Consider the following 17055-nt stretch of genomic DNA (forward strand, 5'->3'; position numbering starts at 1 on the left):
AAGATACTGCGCAATTAACGTTTTCCCAACTACGCATTAGTATTATTAATTTATTTAGAATGAATTTAATCTAGTTACATGACGATTTAATCTTTAAAATAGATCGTTAATAGTCTGCACAAAAAATCTATAACCGATAACATTTTTAGAGTTCTTACTTAAAGGTTACGCTTTTAATATTTCAAAATTAGTATTTCAAACTGAAACTTCATAAATATCTCTTAATTTCTAACAGATTCTAGCTTCTGACTTTTGCCTACAGTATTAGTTTCACTACTTTTGATATTGAACTGAAATCACAACATTTCACACGCATACATAGAATTTATTTCGACTGCACTCAGTGTGATAACATTTAAAATTTTACTCTCATGAAATACGATTTAATAGATAAGCAACTATTTATAAAAAACCGTAAAAACTTTATGGCTCAAATGAAGTCAAGTAGTTTAGCTGTTTTTAATTCTAACGATATTTATCCTATAAGTGCAGATAGCACGCTTCCTTTTGCGCAACACAGAGATATATTTTATTTAAGTGGTGTGGACCAAGAAGAAAGTATTTTGGTATTATTTCCAGATTGCCCTAAGGAAAAGCATCGCGAGATTCTCTTCTTAAAAGAAACGAATGAACACATTGCTGTTTGGGAAGGCGAAAAACTCACTAAAGAAAAAGCATTTGAAACTTCTGGAATAAAAACTGTGTATTGGTTAAAAGACATGGAAAAGGTGTTATTTGAATTAATGACACAATGCGACACCGTTTACATTAACACCAACGAACATTACAGAGCCAATGTAGAAACAGAAACACGCGAAGACCGCTTTACAAAATGGCTATTAGACAAATATCCTGCACATAGTGTTGCTAAAAGCAATCCAATTTTGCAACGTTTACGTTCTGTAAAAGATCAAATAGAATTAGATTTAATTCAACAAGCCTGTAACATTACCGAAAAAGGATTTAGACGTGTTTTAAAATTTACAAAGCCTGGCGTTTATGAATATAACTTAGAAGCTGAGTTTATGCACGAGTTCCTTAATAACCGTTCTAAAGGCTTTTCTTACACACCAATTGTTGGTTCAGGAAACAACGCTAACGTTTTGCATTATATTGAAAACAACCAACAATGTAAGGCTGGTGATTTAATATTGATTGATGCTGGCGCAGAATACGCTAATTATGCTAGTGATATGACGCGTACCATTCCGGTTTCAGGAAAATTTAATGACCGACAAAAAGAAGTTTATAATGCTGTAAATCGTGTAAAAAATGACGCTACAAAAATGCTTGTTCCTGGTACATTATGGGAACAATACCATGTTGAAGTAGGAAAACTAATGACATCAGAACTTTTAGGCTTAGGTTTATTAGACAAAGCAGACGTTCAAAACGAAAACAAAGACTGGCCTGCTTACAAAAAGTATTTTATGCACGGCACATCTCACCACATGGGATTAGACACTCATGATTATGGGATTTTAACTGAGCCAATGAAAGCTAATATGGTCTTTACTGTTGAACCCGGAATTTACATTCCTGATGAAGGTTTTGGTATTCGCTTAGAGGATGATGTCGTCGTACAAGAAAAAGGAGAACCATTTAATTTAATGCGCAATATTCCTATTGAAGTTGAAGAGATTGAGGATATCATGAATTCTTAGTTTTAAAATATCCTTAAATATTAAAAAACTTGCAAGCTACATAATGTAGCTTGCAAGTTTTTTGATTACTACTAATTTCTAAATTAAACGGTATGAAATTGACTAAAGAACGTCTTTATATACTACTAGCATTTTTTTCGATTTATGTTATTTGGGGCTCCACATATCTGTTGAACAAAATTTTAGTTAGTCAATTAGCTCCATTATACGCTGCTTCTATCCGATTTATCACAGCAAGTATCTTGATTTTTACTATTGCCAAATTTTTAAAAATTCCTTTAAAAATCACAAAGCGACAACTACGAAATACAGCAATTGCCGGTTTTTTGTTTTTAACGATTGGGAATGGTTTAGTCGTTTGGGCATTAAAGTCTGTTGATAGCGGTTTTGCTGCTTTAGAAATTTCGGCGCAACCTTTAGTTGTATTAATTCTATTGCGAATTTTAGAAGGTAAAAAGATTCAACCTATGTCTATATTAGGTGTTGTAATTGGCTGTATCGGTATTTATTTGTTAGTGAGTCAACGTGAAATGATTGGACAAGAAGGCATGGTTACCGGAATGATTATGATTTTTATATGCATGCTAAGTTGGGCCTATTGTAGTCTTTTTGTTTCAAAAGCCGACTTACCTTCAAACTTTTTTGTGAATACAGGTTACCAAATGCTATTTGGAGGTAGCCTATTATTAATCGGCAGCCTTATTGTTGGCGAAGAACGACTCCCTTTTTCGAGCTGGAATACCGAAATCATCAACTCTATGGGAATGCTTATTATTTTTGGAAGCATTGTTGCTTTTACGGCGTTTAACTACTTATTGAGCAAAGTGTCTCCAGAAAAAGTAGCGACCTCAACGTATGTAAACCCAATTGTGGCTTTAATTTTAGGATGGTATTTTTTAGATGAAACCTTTTCGGCGCAATCTTTAATTGCCGCGGCTGTTTTACTTACCGGTGTGTATTTTATTAACACCAAAAAGACCATTACGCTTTTTAAACGCTTCAAAAAAGAAATTTAAGCGACTAGAACTAAATACATAATGATTGACCTTGTTTCATTACAAAACGTCAAATTTCTAATACGGTTTAGCCTTCAAAAATAAACAAGCGCTCCAAAGCAACTTTAGGAGCTAAGTTCTCAGCATGCCAAGAAAATGTTGTTTTTGCAGGTTTTTCCCAAACACATTTAAAATCTTCTGGCGCATTATACTCACTAACAAATACTTGGTGATCCGCTTTACTTTGTTGCCTGCACCATTCCCAGAATTTCTCATGATCAAAACCGTCTCGATACTTCGTTGTAGAAGCATAAGGAGGATCGCAATAGATGATACTTTGTTTTGGAATTTCTAATTCGGTATACGATTTACAAGATAGAATTACGCCTTCTAAGTTTGGGACTTGCTTCGTAATATTACGATAGTGTTCTCCCCAATAATCGCGTTTACCTTCCTTATCGCGTCTGTAACCCGCAAACCATTTTCCACCGAAAGAATTAAACCCAACATAACCCACGACATGTTTTGGGTATTGCTCTTGGTTATATTTGATATGCTTGTAGTCTTTTTCAGTAACCAATTGCGGTGGATCCCAATTTTCATTGACCAAAGCTTGCCACATCTCCATAAGTTCTTGGTGCTGATCGTTGGCAATCCTAACACCATCAACCTTGTCGATCATATTCATACCACCTGCAAAAGGCTCAAGATAAGCTTGGTTTTCTTTTCTGTCTTTCAGAATAATTGGCAGTAAATCTTTGGCAAAACGCGCCTTGCTTCCCATGTACTTCATTATCTAGTTGTCATTTTTTGTTGCACAAAAGACGAAATCACAAAGACTAAAAAAGCGGGTAACACCCAGCCTAAACTTTGACTAGAAAACGGAATATAATTGGTAACCATTGCTAAATCTTCAGACGGACTAATAAAACCAACAACATCTGGAATACTAAAAAGAAAGGTCACAAGAATCACCATTCTAAACACTAATGGCGTTGCTATTTTTTCGGGCAATACATTCAATAAAATAAGTACAATCGTAATAGGATAGATAAATAATAATACTGGAATCGCAACAACTATAATGGAATTAAAATCTAACTGACCCATAGCAACTCCTAGAACACTTGCTAAAACAGCTGTAATAACATAAACCGTTTGAGAATCGTTTAACAAGCCTTTAAAATAATCTGCCGTACCAGCCACAATACCAATGGCCGTTGTAAAACACGCTAGTGAAATTAGAACACTCAAAACGGTATTTCCAAATTCACCTAACGCCGAGATACTGATATCTCGTAATAAATTGGCACGTTGCATATCACTACTTAAATCTGCATTAATATTAATTTCAGAACTATAATAAGCTCCCACAGAAATTAAACCGGCATAAATAACAAATAAACCCAAACCTGCTATAAAACCTGATTTACGAATCAACGTCCGCTTAGAACTGTACGCCTCAACAGCCATGTTTTTAAAATTCAAGGAAATAATGATTACAGCTCCAACAACCACCGCTCCAATAGCATCAAAAGTTTGATAGCCTTCTAGAATCCCTGTAGCAATAGGCGTTTCAAATTGAGAAATCCCTGTACTAAATTCAGAAGAAAATAAGCCAATACTAATGACTGCCAAAAGCATGATAACAATAAACGGCGTTAAAAATTTTCCGATAAGACTTAATATTTTTGAGCGATTAAGCACAAAAACCAACACAAGCGAAAAATAAATAAAGCTCGTTAATAAAGGTGAAGTTCCAAAAGCTGGAAAGATTGCAATTTCATGCGTTGCCGCAGCCGTTCTTGGCGACGGAATGGCCACTGCAATTATATAGATTAAAATACAGTAAATTAAACTAAAGCTTGGAGATACTTTTTTACCAAAATCGAATAACGTCCCTTGAAGTCTGGCATGCGCAAGAATCCCAAGTATTGGAATTACCACAGCGGTAATCATAAAGCCAATAGTCACCAAAATCCAATCGTCACCAGAGTTATACCCCAATAAAGGTGGTAGCAGTAAATTACCCGCTCCAAAAAATAATGAGAACAATGCAAAACTGGTAATTAAAAGTTCTTTGCGTTTTATATCCACCTAGTTCGTTTTCTTAAGTTCTAAATCACCAAAATCGAAACTAAAATCAGTAATTGGTGCAATATAGTTCATGGTCGCTGAAACCGCTTCTCCTTTTTCGTTAAAGGTAAATTTCACGTAAACATCTGCATCATAACTTCTATCGTTCCATTTCGCCACAAAAGTAGTCGCATTAAATGGCAACAACTCACCAAACAATCTTGATGAACGCTTACTCTTTATAGTGTATCCTTTTTTTGAATCGTGAGAAATCATCACATCACCAAACCAATCGTCTGTATAAGTCCCGATAATTTGTTTTGGTTTCGGAATTGATTTAAGCGTTTTTGCCTTTTCAACTTTTGAATACACTGCAGCTTTTATACTGTCGTTATAAATAATATTATCGGCATTAGATTTGCCGTACTTCTCTAACCAATTTCGATTTTCATAACCGAGATAAGCATCTTTAATTGTATTTGTGATGGTATTAAAAGCAGAACCATTCATTTGATTTGTTAACACCACAATGCCTAAATCTAAATCTGGGATCATAGTAAACTGTGTTACGGTTCCCAACAAACCACCTGTATGATACACTTGTTTAAAACCACCTTTAACATCGGCAACAAACCAACCTAATCCGTAGCCTTTAAAATTAGAATCGTATGAATCATTTGGAGATACATTTAAAGGAGTTTGCAATTGCCAAAGTTCATGAAACTGCTTAGTACTTAATAAACGTTCACCATTTTGGGTAACCGCATCATTCATTAAAAATTGAGCCCAAGTTAACATATCTGGAATATTACTCACAATTCCTCCTGCAGGATTAGCTGTTTCACTCCAATCGTGTGGAATCTGAATTACCTTTCCTTCTGCCATCGTATGCGCATCAATGATATTCGATTTATCTGAAACACGATTATAAGATGCTTTACTACTTGTCATTCCAACTGGTTTCATAATCTTGGTTTCAATAAAGTCTTCCCAAGACAAACCACTCACCCGTTTTAAAACTTCACCTGCTATAATGAACATATTGTTGTTATATGCAAATTTGCTTCTAAATGAACTTTCAGGTTCTAAATATTTTACATTATTAATAATGTCCTCTACTGTAAAATCACTGCCTTCAGGAAAAAACATTAAATCTCCAGCACCTAATCCCATTCCACTGCGGTGTGTAACCAAATCTCTAACCGTAAATTCTTCAGTTACCCAAGCATCGTGTAATTGAAATTCTGGAATATGTTTACGCACTTTATCATCCCAATTCAACGCCCCAGCATCAACCATCATCGCCAATGCAAAACACGTAAATCCTTTACTATTAGATGCGACACCAACTAACGTTTCATCGTTCATGTCTTTTTTATTGGTTAGCGAACGCACACCATGACCTTTAGCATAAACGACTTTTCCATCTTTATAAACACCAACAGAAATACCAGGGACATCAAAGGTTGTTAAAGTTTCCTTTATAAGCTTATCGAGTTGTTGCTCTTTAATCTGAGCATTTAATAAGAAAGCAGAACTCAAAAGAACTATTGAAAAAAAGCGTTTTAAACCCATTAGATTTTTAATTTAATTTGAAAGATTTCAAAGATACTAAAATGTTATAATGATTAGTAGACAGTAATACCTTCAAAATTTATATTTGCAAACATGATTTTAAATTACAAAAATAGCAGCATTCATTATACGACGGAAGGAGAAGGAAATCCTATTGTATTACTTCACGGTTTTCTCGAAAGTGTTGCGATGTGGCAAGATTTAGTCACTGAGTTTTCTACAACTAATAATGTTATTTGTATTGATTTATTGGGGCATGGCGAAACAGACTGTATTGGCTATGTGCACACCATGGAAGCTATGGCGGAAGCCGTTTTAGCAGTTTTAGAGCATTTAAATATTGAGAATGCGCATGTCGTTGGTCATTCCATGGGAGGTTACGTAGCCTTAGCCTTAGCAGAACAGAAACCGGAATTGTTTAAAGGTCTATGCTTAATGAATTCTACATATGAAGCTGATGATAACGCTAGAAAGTTAATTAGAACACGTGCTTCTGAAATGGCACAGCAAAATTTTGAGGTTTTAGTAAAAATGTCTTTTGCTAATTTATTTGCGCCTGAAAGTAAAGTTAAACATGAAGCTGCCTATCAAAAAGCACTTCAATTAGCATTAAAGACACCACTTCAAGGTTATATTGCTGCCCAAGAAGGCATGAAACTTAGACCAGATCGTTTTGATATTTTGAAAAACTTAAAATGCAAAAAAATAATTATTGCTGGCAAAAAGGATAGTTTAATTGACACAGTAAAAATCACCGAGAACATAAGAGGCACAGACATTGATTTTATAGAATTTTCAGAAGGCCATATGAGTTACATCGAAAACAAATCAGAATTATCTTACAATATTTTACACTTTGTCGAAAAATAACCCCTTTAAACGCTTTATTTTGTTTTATTTTTTAAGTTTACCAGAGAGATTAAAAAATAATTTGTAAACCAACCTATTATGACACCTAACAAATTTTATTGTGATTTATTTGGACACAACTATCAGATTACCAAAAAAGTCACTAATCACGTCAATGAATACACTTGTAAATGCTGTAAAAAACAACTGACAACAAACAGCAATGGTCAACTCACAGAATTAACAGCTAAATACCAGGAGATTAATTCTGCTTTAGAACGCATTTACAACAATAAATCGATGCGTTTAAAGCGAAAAACACTCAGTTCATCGATTTGTTAATTGTTAATAACTTCTAAGTAACTAATTTTCTTATATTTAAATCCCTATAAAAAGTGATAATATCTCTAAGAAAACTAGTTAATGAAAAACATTTATTGCTCATTGTTTGGTCACGATTATAAAGTGTCCAAAAATGTTACTTATCATGTTAAAGAATATAAGTGTAAAAACTGTAAAACAGAAATGACCATTGATGGCGATGGAAAATTTATTCCCTTAACCCCAAAATTCAAAGAAATCAATCGCGTATTAAATCGCGTACATAACAAGCGCCTAGAAAAAGGGCAAAAGCTTTTTATGCTTGATCTGTAAGCGCATTCCAACCTTTAGCTATAATCTGAATTTTCTCATCAGCTCTTGTAACTAAGTGCATACCTCTGTCTTCTTCTGTCATGTAACCAATAACTGTTAGATTTGGATTACCTTTTATTTTTAGAAAATCCTCTTGAGAAATTGTCATTAACAGTTCATAATCCTCACCACCATTTAAAGCAATTGTAGTGCTATCTAAATTAAATTCCTCACAGGTAGAAATCACTTGAGGATCTAATGGTATTTTCTCTTCATAAAGATCTACGCCAACTTTACTTTGCTTACATAAATGAATAATTTCAGAAGAAATTCCGTCACTAACATCTATCATACTCGTTGGTTTCACATCTAAATCCTTCAATAATTCCACAATATCTTTTCGAGCTTCAGGTTTTAACTGACGTTCTATAATGTAGGTGTACATTGATAAATCAGGTTGGTTATTTGGGTTCACTTTAAACACTTCTTTTTCGCGTTCTAACACTTGTAACCCCATAAAAGCTCCACCAATGTCACCAGTAATCACTAATAAGTCATTTGGTTTTGCACCTGATCGCAATACCTCTGTTCCCTTTTCAACTTCCCCAATCGCAGTTACAGAAATAATTAAACCAGAAGTAGATGATGTTGTATCACCACCAACCACATCAACATTGTAAAATTTAGCTGCCATAGTAATACCAGCATACAATTCTTCTAATGCTTCTAATGGAAAACGATTAGAAACCGCTATAGAAACGGTCACTTGTGTCGCCATAGCATTCATCGCATAAATATCAGATAAATTAACAACGATAGCTTTATAACCTAAATGTTTTAAAGGAGCATAGCTCAAATCAAAGTGCACACCTTCTACCAACAAATCCGTAGAAACAACCACTTGCTTTTTACCAAAGCTTAGTACTGCAGCATCATCACCAATACCTTTTACTGTTGATTTTTGGGTGACTTTAAAATGATCGGTTAAGTGCTCAATCAATTTAAACTCTCCTAATTCACTCAAAGGAGTACGCTGTGGGTTTTTATCTTCTATCATAATGCAAAAATATTGTGCTTTTTTTGAATAGGTTGCATGAATAGAATTATTTATTCCTAATTTAATTCAAATCAAAAACTAAAACCACATAAAATCATGATATTCATCTACATGTTTGCAGGTTTTTGGATGCGATTATTTGTACCATTTCTTTTTTAAAAATTCCCGTTAAACGGTATATTTTATTCTAAAAATATCAAAACCATATGCATTTCATCGAAAAAGTAGGCATTTTGACATGATTTAGATATGGTTTACTAAATTGCTCTACCCTAAGTCAATAAAAATGAAACCTAACTCTACTAAAGCATTACCATGTGCTATTTTTGGCCATAACTATCAACGATCTAAAACGAATATTGATCACACCATTGAAATGACCTGTTCGCATTGCGATACAGTTGTGGTTACGGATCGTCATGGAAATTTTGAAACTATTACCGTTTCTAACACTCAAATCGCAGATACATTACGGGAATTATACCGTCTTACTAGACGTATACCTAAAACAAAAGTAGCTGTATAATTACACATTCTTCTCGGTTTACCTTGAATAGCCAAACCCTATCAAACCATATGCTAATATAATGTTAGTACCTATGGTAAAACCTTTGTTATATCGTATATTTGCATTCTATTTAGAACAAATCTAGTTAAACGATATGATTAAAGTATCTGATCACGCAAAAAAGAAAGTCATAGAACTTATGACTGATGATGGTTACGACCCAAGCACAGACTACGTTAGAGTTGGTGTTAAGAGCGGAGGCTGTTCTGGTTTGTCATATGATTTAAAATTTGACAAAGAACAAGCTGCTGAAGATGATAAAGTATTTGAAGTTAATGATATTAAAATCATTGTTGACAAAAAGAGCTTTCTCTACCTCATTGGTACTACACTCGAATATTCTGGAGGCTTAAACGGAACAGGTTTCGTTTTCAACAACCCAAATGCCAACCGAACTTGCGGTTGCGGTGAATCTTTTTCACTATAAAAAATAAAACACACATGTCAAAATATACAGAAGACGATCTTAGAGAAGAATTAAAAACCAAAGAATACGAATACGGTTTTTTCACAGATATAGAATCTGAAACATTCCCTATTGGATTAAATGAAGACATCGTTCGCGCTATTTCAATGAAAAAAGAAGAGCCCGAATGGATGACAGAATGGCGATTAGACGCTTTTAAAATTTGGAAAGAAATGGCTGAGCCTGAATGGGCAAATGTACGTTACAAAAAACCAGACTTTCAGGCAATTGCTTATTATTCTGCACCTGTTTCTGTAGATCCAAACAAAACCTTAGACGATGTAGATCCTGATCTTTTAGCTATGTATAAAAAGCTAGGAATTTCAGTAGATGAGCAAAAGAAAATGAATAATGTTGCGATGGACATCGTTGTTGATTCTGTTTCTGTTGCCACAACATTTAAAAAGACATTATCTGAAAAAGGTATCATTTTTATGAGTATTTCTGAAGCTATAAAAGAGCACCCAGAACTTGTAAGAAAATATATAGGAACCATTGTCCCAACAAAAGACAACTTTTATGCGGCTTTAAATTCAGCCGTTTTTAGTGATGGTTCTTTCTGTTATATTCCAAAAGGCGTTAAATGTCCTATGGAATTATCAACGTATTTTAGAATAAACCAAGGTGGAACAGGTCAATTTGAAAGAACACTTCTTATTGCTGATGAAGGCAGTTACGTTTCTTATTTGGAAGGTTGTACTGCACCAAGTCGTGATGAAAACCAATTACATGCAGCGGTTGTAGAACTAATCGCCATGGATGACGCCGAAATAAAATATTCTACTGTACAAAACTGGTACCCAGGAAATGCAGAAGGAAAAGGTGGTGTTTACAATTTTGTTACTAAGAGAGGACTTTGTGAGAAAAACGCAAAAATCTCTTGGACACAAGTTGAAACTGGTTCTGCGGTAACTTGGAAATATCCATCTTGTATCTTAAAAGGTGATAATTCAGTAGGAGAATTTTATTCTATTGCGGTGACTAATAATTATCAGCAAGCAGATACTGGTACTAAAATGATTCACTTAGGTAAAAACACAAAGTCAACAATTATATCTAAAGGAATTTCAGCCGGTAAATCACAAAACTCGTATCGTGGATTGGTTCAGATTGGTCCTCGTGCAGATAATGCACGTAACTTTTCGCAATGTGATAGTTTATTAATGGGAAATGAATGTGGAGCACATACCTTCCCCTACATAGAAGCTAAAAACAAAACTGCGATGATTGAGCACGAAGCTACGACCAGTAAAATTGGTGAAGATCAAATTTTCTATTGTAACCAAAGAGGTATTGATACCGAAAAAGCAATTGCACTAATTGTAAATGGTTTTAGTAAAGAAGTCCTCAATAAATTACCAATGGAATTTGCTGTGGAAGCTCAAAAATTATTAGAAATTAGCTTAGAAGGTTCTGTAGGATAACATCTAAAAAATAGCTATCAAGCATGAAAAAAACACTATTCATATTAACCTTAGCTTTAGCATTTGTATCGTGTAAAGACTTCAAAGACGGAGTTAAAGACGGTTATAATGATGCCAAAGCTGAAGCTGAAGCAACTCAAAAGGAAGGTGTAAAATTATATGCACTAGACGGAGGAACAGTACAAGTGAACATGTTAGAGATTTTTTCTCAAGACACAACCTACCAAGGACAATCAAAAACTTTTGCTGATGCTTTTTATATTATTGAACATCCAAAAGGTCGAATGCTTTGGGATGCTGGTTTAGCTGAAGGTTTGGTTGGTCAAGATCCATTTACAACGCCAGATGGAGCATTTACAGTGTCTCGTAAGGATTCTGTAGTCTCTCAACTTAAAGCGTTGAATTTAACACCAGAGGATTTTGATTTTATTGCTTTGTCACATACGCATTTTGACCATTCTGGTTCGGCTTCAAAATTTGCTGATGCTACTTGGTTAGTCCAAACCGCAGAATACGATTTCATTACGAGCGAAGAACAAAAACAAGATGATAACTATGCTGCAATTGCCGCTTTAACTAATGTTAAAAAACTTAATGGAGAATATGATGTTTTTGGTGATGGAACGGTAGTAATTAAATCCATGCCAGGGCATACTCCTGGACATCAGGCGTTATTCTTAAAATTAGAAAACGCTGGCAATATATTATTAGCAGGTGATTTATATCATTTTCAAGAAAATAGAGATAATAAGGGGGTTCCAAGTTTTAATTACGATGTAGATGCCACCCTAAAAAGCATGGACCTTTTTGAGGCTTTCGCAAAAGAAACTAATGCCGATGTTTACATTCAGCACAGTGCCGACGATTTTAACCGATTACCAAAATATCCAAAATATTTAGACTAATGTTAAGAAACTCACTCGTAATACTAATGTGCCTTGCACTATTTATTTCTTGTAAAAACGAAACAAAACAAGAGGTTAACCTTGAAGAAAATCGTGCAAAATCCTTCGATCAAAATGATGGATTTATAACACTAAAAGGAGACTTTGTATATTTCGCAGATGCGGCAGTTTTACAAACATCAACAGAAATTTATGGTGTTGTAATTGATATGAATATGCACAAGTTAGATGCGCAAACAAAAGCATTTAAAAAAGAAGCGACTGATATGGTTCCTGTAACCGTAAGAGTTAGAAAGTTCGAAAAAAACAAAGACGAAGAAGGCTGGCAATACAAAGTAGAAATCAAAGAAATCTTAAAAGTAGAAGCACCAGACCCAAATAAAGAAGACGTTATAAAATTAGCAAATTAAGACTATGTTAAAGATCAATAATTTACACGCAAGTATAGAAGATAAAGCCATTTTAAAAGGTATTAATCTCGAAGTTAAAGCAGGAGAAGTTCACGCAATAATGGGCCCAAATGGTTCAGGAAAAAGTACTCTAGCTTCAGTAATTGCAGGTAAAGAAGAGTACGAAGTTACAGAAGGAAATATATTATTAGAAGGCGATGACATCGATGAATTAGCCGCTGAAGAACGTGCACATAAAGGTGTGTTTTTATCATTTCAATACCCAATTGAAATACCAGGAGTTAGCGTAACTAACTTTATAAAAACAGCCATCAATGAAACGCGTAAAGCAAAAGGTTTAGGTGACATGCCCGCAAAAGATATGCTGAAAATGATCAGAGAAAAATCTGAGCTTTTAGAAATTGATCGTAAATTTTTATCGCGTTCATTAAACCAAGGGTTTTCTGGAGGAGAAAAGAAACGTAACGAAATCTTTCAAATGGCAATGTTAGAACCAAAATTAGCCATCTTAGATGAAACGGATTCTGGTTTAGATATTGATGCATTGCGTATTGTAGCCAATGGTGTAAATAAATTAAAGTCTAAAGACAACGCTGTAATTGTTATTACGCATTACCAACGTTTATTAGATTATATCGTTCCAGATTTTGTACATGTATTACTCGACGGTAAAATTGTTAAATCAGGAGGTAAAGAATTAGCCCACGAGTTAGAAGCTAAAGGTTACGATTGGATTAAAGAAGAGGTTAACGCTTAATTAGTAGGCAGTGGTCAGTCTTCAGTAAGCACTAACTTACTCGGATATGACTATTTGTAGCAAAAACATTAAATCAAGTACTAATTCTTCAACTTATAGTTTGCGATTGAGCAACCTGAAGACTGAGGACTTATTACTGAAGACTTAAAAACATGAGTTTAAAAGAAAAATTAGTATCGTCATTTATGGCATTTGAGGACACGGTCGATGTGCACTCGTCAGTACATGATATTCGTACTGAAGCTATAAAGACTTTTGAAGCTGAAGGATTTCCTTCTAAGCGTCAAGAAGATTGGAAATATACATCGTTGAATTCTATTTTAAAACACGACTATAGTGTATTTCCTAAGCACGACAATGACATAGAATTTAAAGACGTAAAAAAATATTTTATTCACGATATTGATGCGTACAAAATCATCTTTATCGATGGAAAATACGCCTCTCATTTATCACAAACCACGCATGATGGTTTAGATGTTTGTTTAATGTCTGCGGCTTTAACCAAACCTAAATACAAAGTAATTATTGATAATTATTTCAATAAAATTGCGAAAAAAGATGGTTTATCTTCTTTGAATACAGCATTTTCAATGGAAGGTGCATACATCAATATTCCTAAGAATAAGGTGGTTGACAAACCGATTCAAATCATTCATTTTTCAACAGGAAACGAAGCTGCCGTAATGTTGCAACCTCGTAACTTGATTGTTGTAAATGAAAATTCGCATGTTCAGATAATAGAACGTCACCAGAGTTTAACGGATAACCCTGTTTTAACGAATAGTGTGACAGAAATTTTCGCGAACAAACGTGCGATTGTTGACTATTATAAAATTCAGAACGATAGACAAACTGCGTCATTAATAGATAACACTTTTATCAATCAAAAGCAGGAAAGTTTAGCCAAAGTGCATACCTTTTCTTTCGGTGGAAAATTAATTAGAAACAACCTTGAGTTCTACCAAAACGGAGAGCGTATAGATTCTACCATGAAAGGTATTACCATTATTGGTGATAAACAACACGTAGATCACAACACATTAGTACATCATATTGAACCAAATTGTGAAAGCCACCAAGATTACAAAGGTATTTTTGACGATAGTTCAACAGGAGTGTTTAATGGTAAAGTTGTCGTTGAAAAATTAGCACAGAAAACCAATGCATTTCAGGCAAATAATAACATTTTAATTAGCGATAAAGCCAGCATAAATACCAAACCTCAACTTGAAATTTTTGCAGACGATGTAAAATGTTCTCATGGTTGTACTATTGGTCAGCTAGATGAAAGCGCAATGTTTTATTTACGTTCTAGAGGAATTCCTGAAAAAGAAGCCCGCGCTTTATTAATGTTTGCTTTTAGTAATAACGTTTTAGATTCTGTGAAAATCCCTGAGATTAAAAATAGAATTACTAAAATTATTGCGAATAAATTGGGTGTAAATATTGGGTTTGATTTATAAAGTATAAATATAACTAGTGAGTTTCATTATCTAACTAGGCCAATTATACTAGAAATTTTAATATAAAAAACCTCAAAGATTTTTCAAACCTTTGAGGTTTCAGCTTTAAAAGAAACACATGTTAGACGTACAAAAAATAAGAAAAGACTTTCCAATACTTCAACGTGAAGTCAACGGGAAACCACTCATATATTTCGATAATGCTGCAACATCGCAAACACCTCAGCAAGTCATTGATGTTATTGTAGATTATTACAGTAATTACAATGCTAATATTCACAGAGGTGTACATAGCTTGAGCCAAGAAGCAACAGATGCTTATGAACAAGCACGACTAAAAATCCAGAAGCATTTTAATGCCAAGCAAAGTCATGAAATAATTTTCACTTCTGGTACCACACATAGCATTAACTTAATTGCTAATGGTTTTTCTTCACTCTTAAAAAAAGGTGACGAAATTATTGTTTCAGCTTTAGAGCATCATAGTAATATTGTGCCATGGCAAATGCTTTGTGAACGTACAGGAGCTAGTTTGAGAGTCATTCCCATGAATGAAAATGGAGACTTAATACTTTCAGAATACGAGGCACTTTTAAATGAAAATACAAAACTGGTTTTTGTAAACCATATTTCGAATGCCTTAGGGACTATAAACCCAATTGAATATATTATAGAAAAAGCACATGCCATTGGTGCAGCTGTTTTGGTTGATGGAGCACAATCTTGCCCCCATTTAAAACCAGACGTTCAAGCATTAGATGTGGATTTCTATGTGTGTTCTGCCCACAAAATTTGCGGACCAACAGGCGTTGGAATGCTTTACGGAAAAGAAGAATGGCTAAATAAATTGCCACCTTACCAAGGAGGAGGAGAAATGATTGCAGAAGTGTCGTTTGAAAAAACGACTTATGCTGGCCTACCACATAAATTTGAAGCGGGTACACCAAACATCTGTGGAGGCATCGCCTTCGGAGCGGCTTTAGACTATATGAATGCTATTGGTTTCGAAAATATCGCTGAATACGAAAATGAATTGTTAGAATACGGAACAGCAGAACTACAAAAAATTGAAGGCTTAAAAATTTACGGCACGGCAAAAGAGAAAACTTCTGTTATATCTTTTAATGTTGGGGCTATTCATCCTTATGATATTGGGACTATATTAGACAAAATGGGCATCGCTGTACGAACAGGTCATCATTGCGCACAACCTATTATGGACTTTTACAAGATTCCAGGAACCATTAGAGCGTCTTTTATGTTTTATAATACAAAAGAAGAAATTGATGCTTTTATTACGGCTTTAAAGAAAGCAATTATGATGCTCTCGTAGACTTTGGCATTAAAAGTGTATTTACCTATTTAAAAACTATAAATCATGAAATTTATACTCAGTTTAGTCGCGCTTTTAATTACTGTAAGCTCATGTAAATCGAATACAGAAGTTGTTGAAAACAGCAAAACCATGCAAGAACATCTTTCAGGAACGTATTATATAACGCAATTAGAAGGTAATGATATTACTTTAAACAAACTCGAAATAACTTTTGATGAAACTTCAAATAAAGTTAATGGAACAGCTGGCTGCAATAGTTTCTTCGGGAATTATTCAAAAGAAAATAAGACTATTACATTTGGAGATATTGGAGCGACAAAAAAATTATGTTCTAAAAACATTATGGCCATTGAAGCGTATTTTTTAAAATCTTTGAGTTTAGTAGATTCGTTTTCCGTAGATGCTAATGGTGGGATTTCACTTCTAGCAAACGATAAGATTTTAATTACAGCGACTCGTACTGCTCAGACAACTAAAAAAAGTGATGAGATTAACGATAATTATATAACGGCTGTTAAATATCAAACTTCCACAAGAGGTTTTTTTAATTTCATTCTTATTTCGAAAAATAAAATCGCTATTTCTGAAGATCGAAGTCTTCAAAATATTAAAAATTATAACATTGACGCCACTCAGTGGAATGAGCTTAAAAGTTTAATCGATGCTACAGATTTAGAAGGCCTATTTAAACTAACACCACCGTCTCAAAACCATCAGCACGATGGAGCTGCACACGCCACTTTAGCGTTACAAATAGGTGATATAGAATATATGACACCGACATTTGACCATGGCAATCCTCCAAAGGCCATTGAAGCTTTAGTTAATAAAGTGTTATCCATTAAAGAAAACTCCGTAAAACAGTAGCGATTTT

General features: G+C 34.2%; 18 protein-coding genes. 14 read left to right on the forward strand and 4 right to left on the reverse strand.

The features are described 5' to 3' along the window. Positions 1-371 precede the first annotated feature (371 nt). Complete coding sequence (locus tag DFQ09_RS03585) at positions 372-1664, forward strand: aminopeptidase P family protein (protein WP_115808269.1); 1293 nt, start codon at positions 372-374, stop codon at positions 1662-1664. A 92-nt stretch (positions 1665-1756) separates the two neighbouring features. Continuing rightward, complete coding sequence (locus tag DFQ09_RS03590) at positions 1757-2680, forward strand: EamA family transporter (RefSeq protein ID WP_115808271.1); 924 nt, start codon at positions 1757-1759, stop codon at positions 2678-2680. Positions 2681-2747: 67 nt separating this feature from the next. On the opposite strand, the gene DFQ09_RS03595 is transcribed toward DFQ09_RS03590, so the two are convergent. The 3 genes from DFQ09_RS03595 to DFQ09_RS03605 are packed head-to-tail and all read right to left on the reverse strand — an operon-like array spanning position 2748 to position 6310. Then, a complete protein-coding gene (locus tag DFQ09_RS03595; protein ID WP_115808273.1) occupies positions 2748-3452 on the reverse strand; it encodes a DNA adenine methylase in 705 nt (234 codons plus the stop codon). Beyond that, complete coding sequence (locus DFQ09_RS03600) at positions 3452-4756, reverse strand: branched-chain amino acid transport system II carrier protein (protein WP_115808275.1); 1305 nt, start codon at positions 4754-4756, stop codon at positions 3452-3454. The genes DFQ09_RS03595 and DFQ09_RS03600 overlap by 1 nt, the downstream gene beginning before the upstream one ends. Beyond that, positions 4757-6310 (reverse strand): serine hydrolase, encoded by a 1554-nt coding sequence (locus DFQ09_RS03605; protein ID WP_115808277.1) that lies wholly within the window; start codon positions 6308-6310, stop codon positions 4757-4759. A gap of 93 nt (positions 6311-6403) precedes the next feature. Between DFQ09_RS03605 and DFQ09_RS03610 the strand changes: the two genes are divergently transcribed. From DFQ09_RS03610 to DFQ09_RS03620, 3 genes are all read left to right on the forward strand, one after another. After that, positions 6404-7180 carry an alpha/beta fold hydrolase gene (locus tag DFQ09_RS03610; protein WP_115808279.1) on the forward strand — a complete coding sequence of 259 codons (777 nt, stop codon included), beginning with the start codon at positions 6404-6406 and terminating at the stop codon, positions 7178-7180. A 78-nt stretch (positions 7181-7258) separates the two neighbouring features. After that, a complete protein-coding gene (locus tag DFQ09_RS03615; RefSeq protein ID WP_115808280.1) occupies positions 7259-7501 on the forward strand; it encodes a hypothetical protein in 243 nt (80 codons plus the stop codon). A gap of 81 nt (positions 7502-7582) precedes the next feature. Continuing rightward, the gene (locus tag DFQ09_RS03620; RefSeq protein WP_115808281.1) at positions 7583-7813 is read left to right on the forward strand and encodes a hypothetical protein; all 231 of its coding nucleotides are present in this window, start codon (positions 7583-7585) and stop codon (positions 7811-7813) included. Here the strand turns inward: DFQ09_RS03620 and thiL are convergent. Then, positions 7797-8849, reverse strand: coding sequence for a thiamine-phosphate kinase (gene thiL, locus DFQ09_RS03625; protein WP_115808282.1), 1053 nt, complete (start codon positions 8847-8849; stop codon positions 7797-7799). The genes DFQ09_RS03620 and thiL overlap by 17 nt on opposite strands. Positions 8850-9135: 286 nt before the next feature. Between thiL and DFQ09_RS03630 the strand changes: the two genes are divergently transcribed. From DFQ09_RS03630 to DFQ09_RS03670, 9 genes are all read left to right on the forward strand, one after another. Further along, the gene (locus tag DFQ09_RS03630) at positions 9136-9375 is read left to right on the forward strand and encodes a hypothetical protein (protein ID WP_115808283.1); all 240 of its coding nucleotides are present in this window, start codon (positions 9136-9138) and stop codon (positions 9373-9375) included. Positions 9376-9511: 136 nt separating this feature from the next. After that, positions 9512-9844 carry a HesB/IscA family protein gene (locus DFQ09_RS03635; protein WP_020897561.1) on the forward strand — a complete coding sequence of 111 codons (333 nt, stop codon included), beginning with the start codon at positions 9512-9514 and terminating at the stop codon, positions 9842-9844. A gap of 14 nt (positions 9845-9858) precedes the next feature. Then, complete coding sequence (sufB, locus tag DFQ09_RS03640; RefSeq protein WP_115808284.1) at positions 9859-11307, forward strand: Fe-S cluster assembly protein SufB; 1449 nt, start codon at positions 9859-9861, stop codon at positions 11305-11307. Positions 11308-11330: 23 nt separating this feature from the next. Continuing rightward, entirely contained in the window at positions 11331-12212 is an 882-nt protein-coding gene (locus DFQ09_RS03645; protein WP_115808285.1) for an N-acyl homoserine lactonase family protein, read from the forward strand. Then, complete coding sequence (locus DFQ09_RS03650) at positions 12212-12622, forward strand: hypothetical protein (protein ID WP_115808286.1); 411 nt, start codon at positions 12212-12214, stop codon at positions 12620-12622. The genes DFQ09_RS03645 and DFQ09_RS03650 overlap by 1 nt, the downstream gene beginning before the upstream one ends. Before the next feature lie 4 nt (positions 12623-12626). Continuing rightward, positions 12627-13379: a Fe-S cluster assembly ATPase SufC gene (gene sufC, locus DFQ09_RS03655; protein ID WP_115808287.1), complete on the forward strand. Its 753-nt coding sequence runs from the start codon at positions 12627-12629 to the stop codon at positions 13377-13379. 152 nt (positions 13380-13531) lie between these two features. Next, positions 13532-14845, forward strand: coding sequence for a Fe-S cluster assembly protein SufD (gene sufD, locus DFQ09_RS03660; RefSeq protein ID WP_115808288.1), 1314 nt, complete (start codon positions 13532-13534; stop codon positions 14843-14845). Positions 14846-14963: 118 nt separating this feature from the next. Next, positions 14964-16178, forward strand: coding sequence for an aminotransferase class V-fold PLP-dependent enzyme (locus tag DFQ09_RS03665; protein WP_115808289.1), 1215 nt, complete (start codon positions 14964-14966; stop codon positions 16176-16178). Positions 16179-16223: 45 nt separating this feature from the next. Next, positions 16224-17048 carry an META domain-containing protein gene (locus DFQ09_RS03670; protein ID WP_115808290.1) on the forward strand — a complete coding sequence of 275 codons (825 nt, stop codon included), beginning with the start codon at positions 16224-16226 and terminating at the stop codon, positions 17046-17048. Positions 17049-17055 lie beyond the last annotated feature (7 nt).

Source organism: Winogradskyella pacifica (genome assembly GCF_003386275.1).
In the GTDB taxonomy this organism is placed as follows: Bacteria; Bacteroidota; Bacteroidia; order Flavobacteriales; family Flavobacteriaceae; genus Winogradskyella; species Winogradskyella pacifica.

Bases quoted from the DNA above. Each gene is read 5' to 3' on its own strand.
- DFQ09_RS03585 (WP_115808269.1), top strand. From the start codon at position 372: ATGAAATACGATTTAATAGATAAGCAACTATTTATAAAAAACCGTAAA.
- DFQ09_RS03590 (WP_115808271.1), top strand. From the start codon at position 1,757: ATGAAATTGACTAAAGAACGTCTTTATATACTACTAGCATTTTTTTCG.
- DFQ09_RS03595 (WP_115808273.1), bottom strand. From the start codon at position 3,452: ATGAAGTACATGGGAAGCAAGGCGCGTTTTGCCAAAGATTTACTGCCA.
- DFQ09_RS03605 (WP_115808277.1), bottom strand. From the start codon at position 6,310: ATGGGTTTAAAACGCTTTTTTTCAATAGTTCTTTTGAGTTCTGCTTTC.
- DFQ09_RS03610 (WP_115808279.1), top strand. From the start codon at position 6,404: ATGATTTTAAATTACAAAAATAGCAGCATTCATTATACGACGGAAGGA.
- DFQ09_RS03615 (WP_115808280.1), top strand. From the start codon at position 7,259: ATGACACCTAACAAATTTTATTGTGATTTATTTGGACACAACTATCAG.
- DFQ09_RS03620 (WP_115808281.1), top strand. From the start codon at position 7,583: ATGAAAAACATTTATTGCTCATTGTTTGGTCACGATTATAAAGTGTCC.
- thiL (WP_115808282.1), bottom strand. From the start codon at position 8,849: ATGATAGAAGATAAAAACCCACAGCGTACTCCTTTGAGTGAATTAGGA.
- DFQ09_RS03630 (WP_115808283.1), top strand. From the start codon at position 9,136: ATGAAACCTAACTCTACTAAAGCATTACCATGTGCTATTTTTGGCCAT.
- DFQ09_RS03635 (WP_020897561.1), top strand. From the start codon at position 9,512: ATGATTAAAGTATCTGATCACGCAAAAAAGAAAGTCATAGAACTTATG.
- sufB (WP_115808284.1), top strand. From the start codon at position 9,859: ATGTCAAAATATACAGAAGACGATCTTAGAGAAGAATTAAAAACCAAA.
- DFQ09_RS03645 (WP_115808285.1), top strand. From the start codon at position 11,331: ATGAAAAAAACACTATTCATATTAACCTTAGCTTTAGCATTTGTATCG.
- DFQ09_RS03650 (WP_115808286.1), top strand. From the start codon at position 12,212: ATGTTAAGAAACTCACTCGTAATACTAATGTGCCTTGCACTATTTATT.
- sufC (WP_115808287.1), top strand. From the start codon at position 12,627: ATGTTAAAGATCAATAATTTACACGCAAGTATAGAAGATAAAGCCATT.
- sufD (WP_115808288.1), top strand. From the start codon at position 13,532: ATGAGTTTAAAAGAAAAATTAGTATCGTCATTTATGGCATTTGAGGAC.
- DFQ09_RS03665 (WP_115808289.1), top strand. From the start codon at position 14,964: ATGTTAGACGTACAAAAAATAAGAAAAGACTTTCCAATACTTCAACGT.
- DFQ09_RS03670 (WP_115808290.1), top strand. From the start codon at position 16,224: ATGAAATTTATACTCAGTTTAGTCGCGCTTTTAATTACTGTAAGCTCA.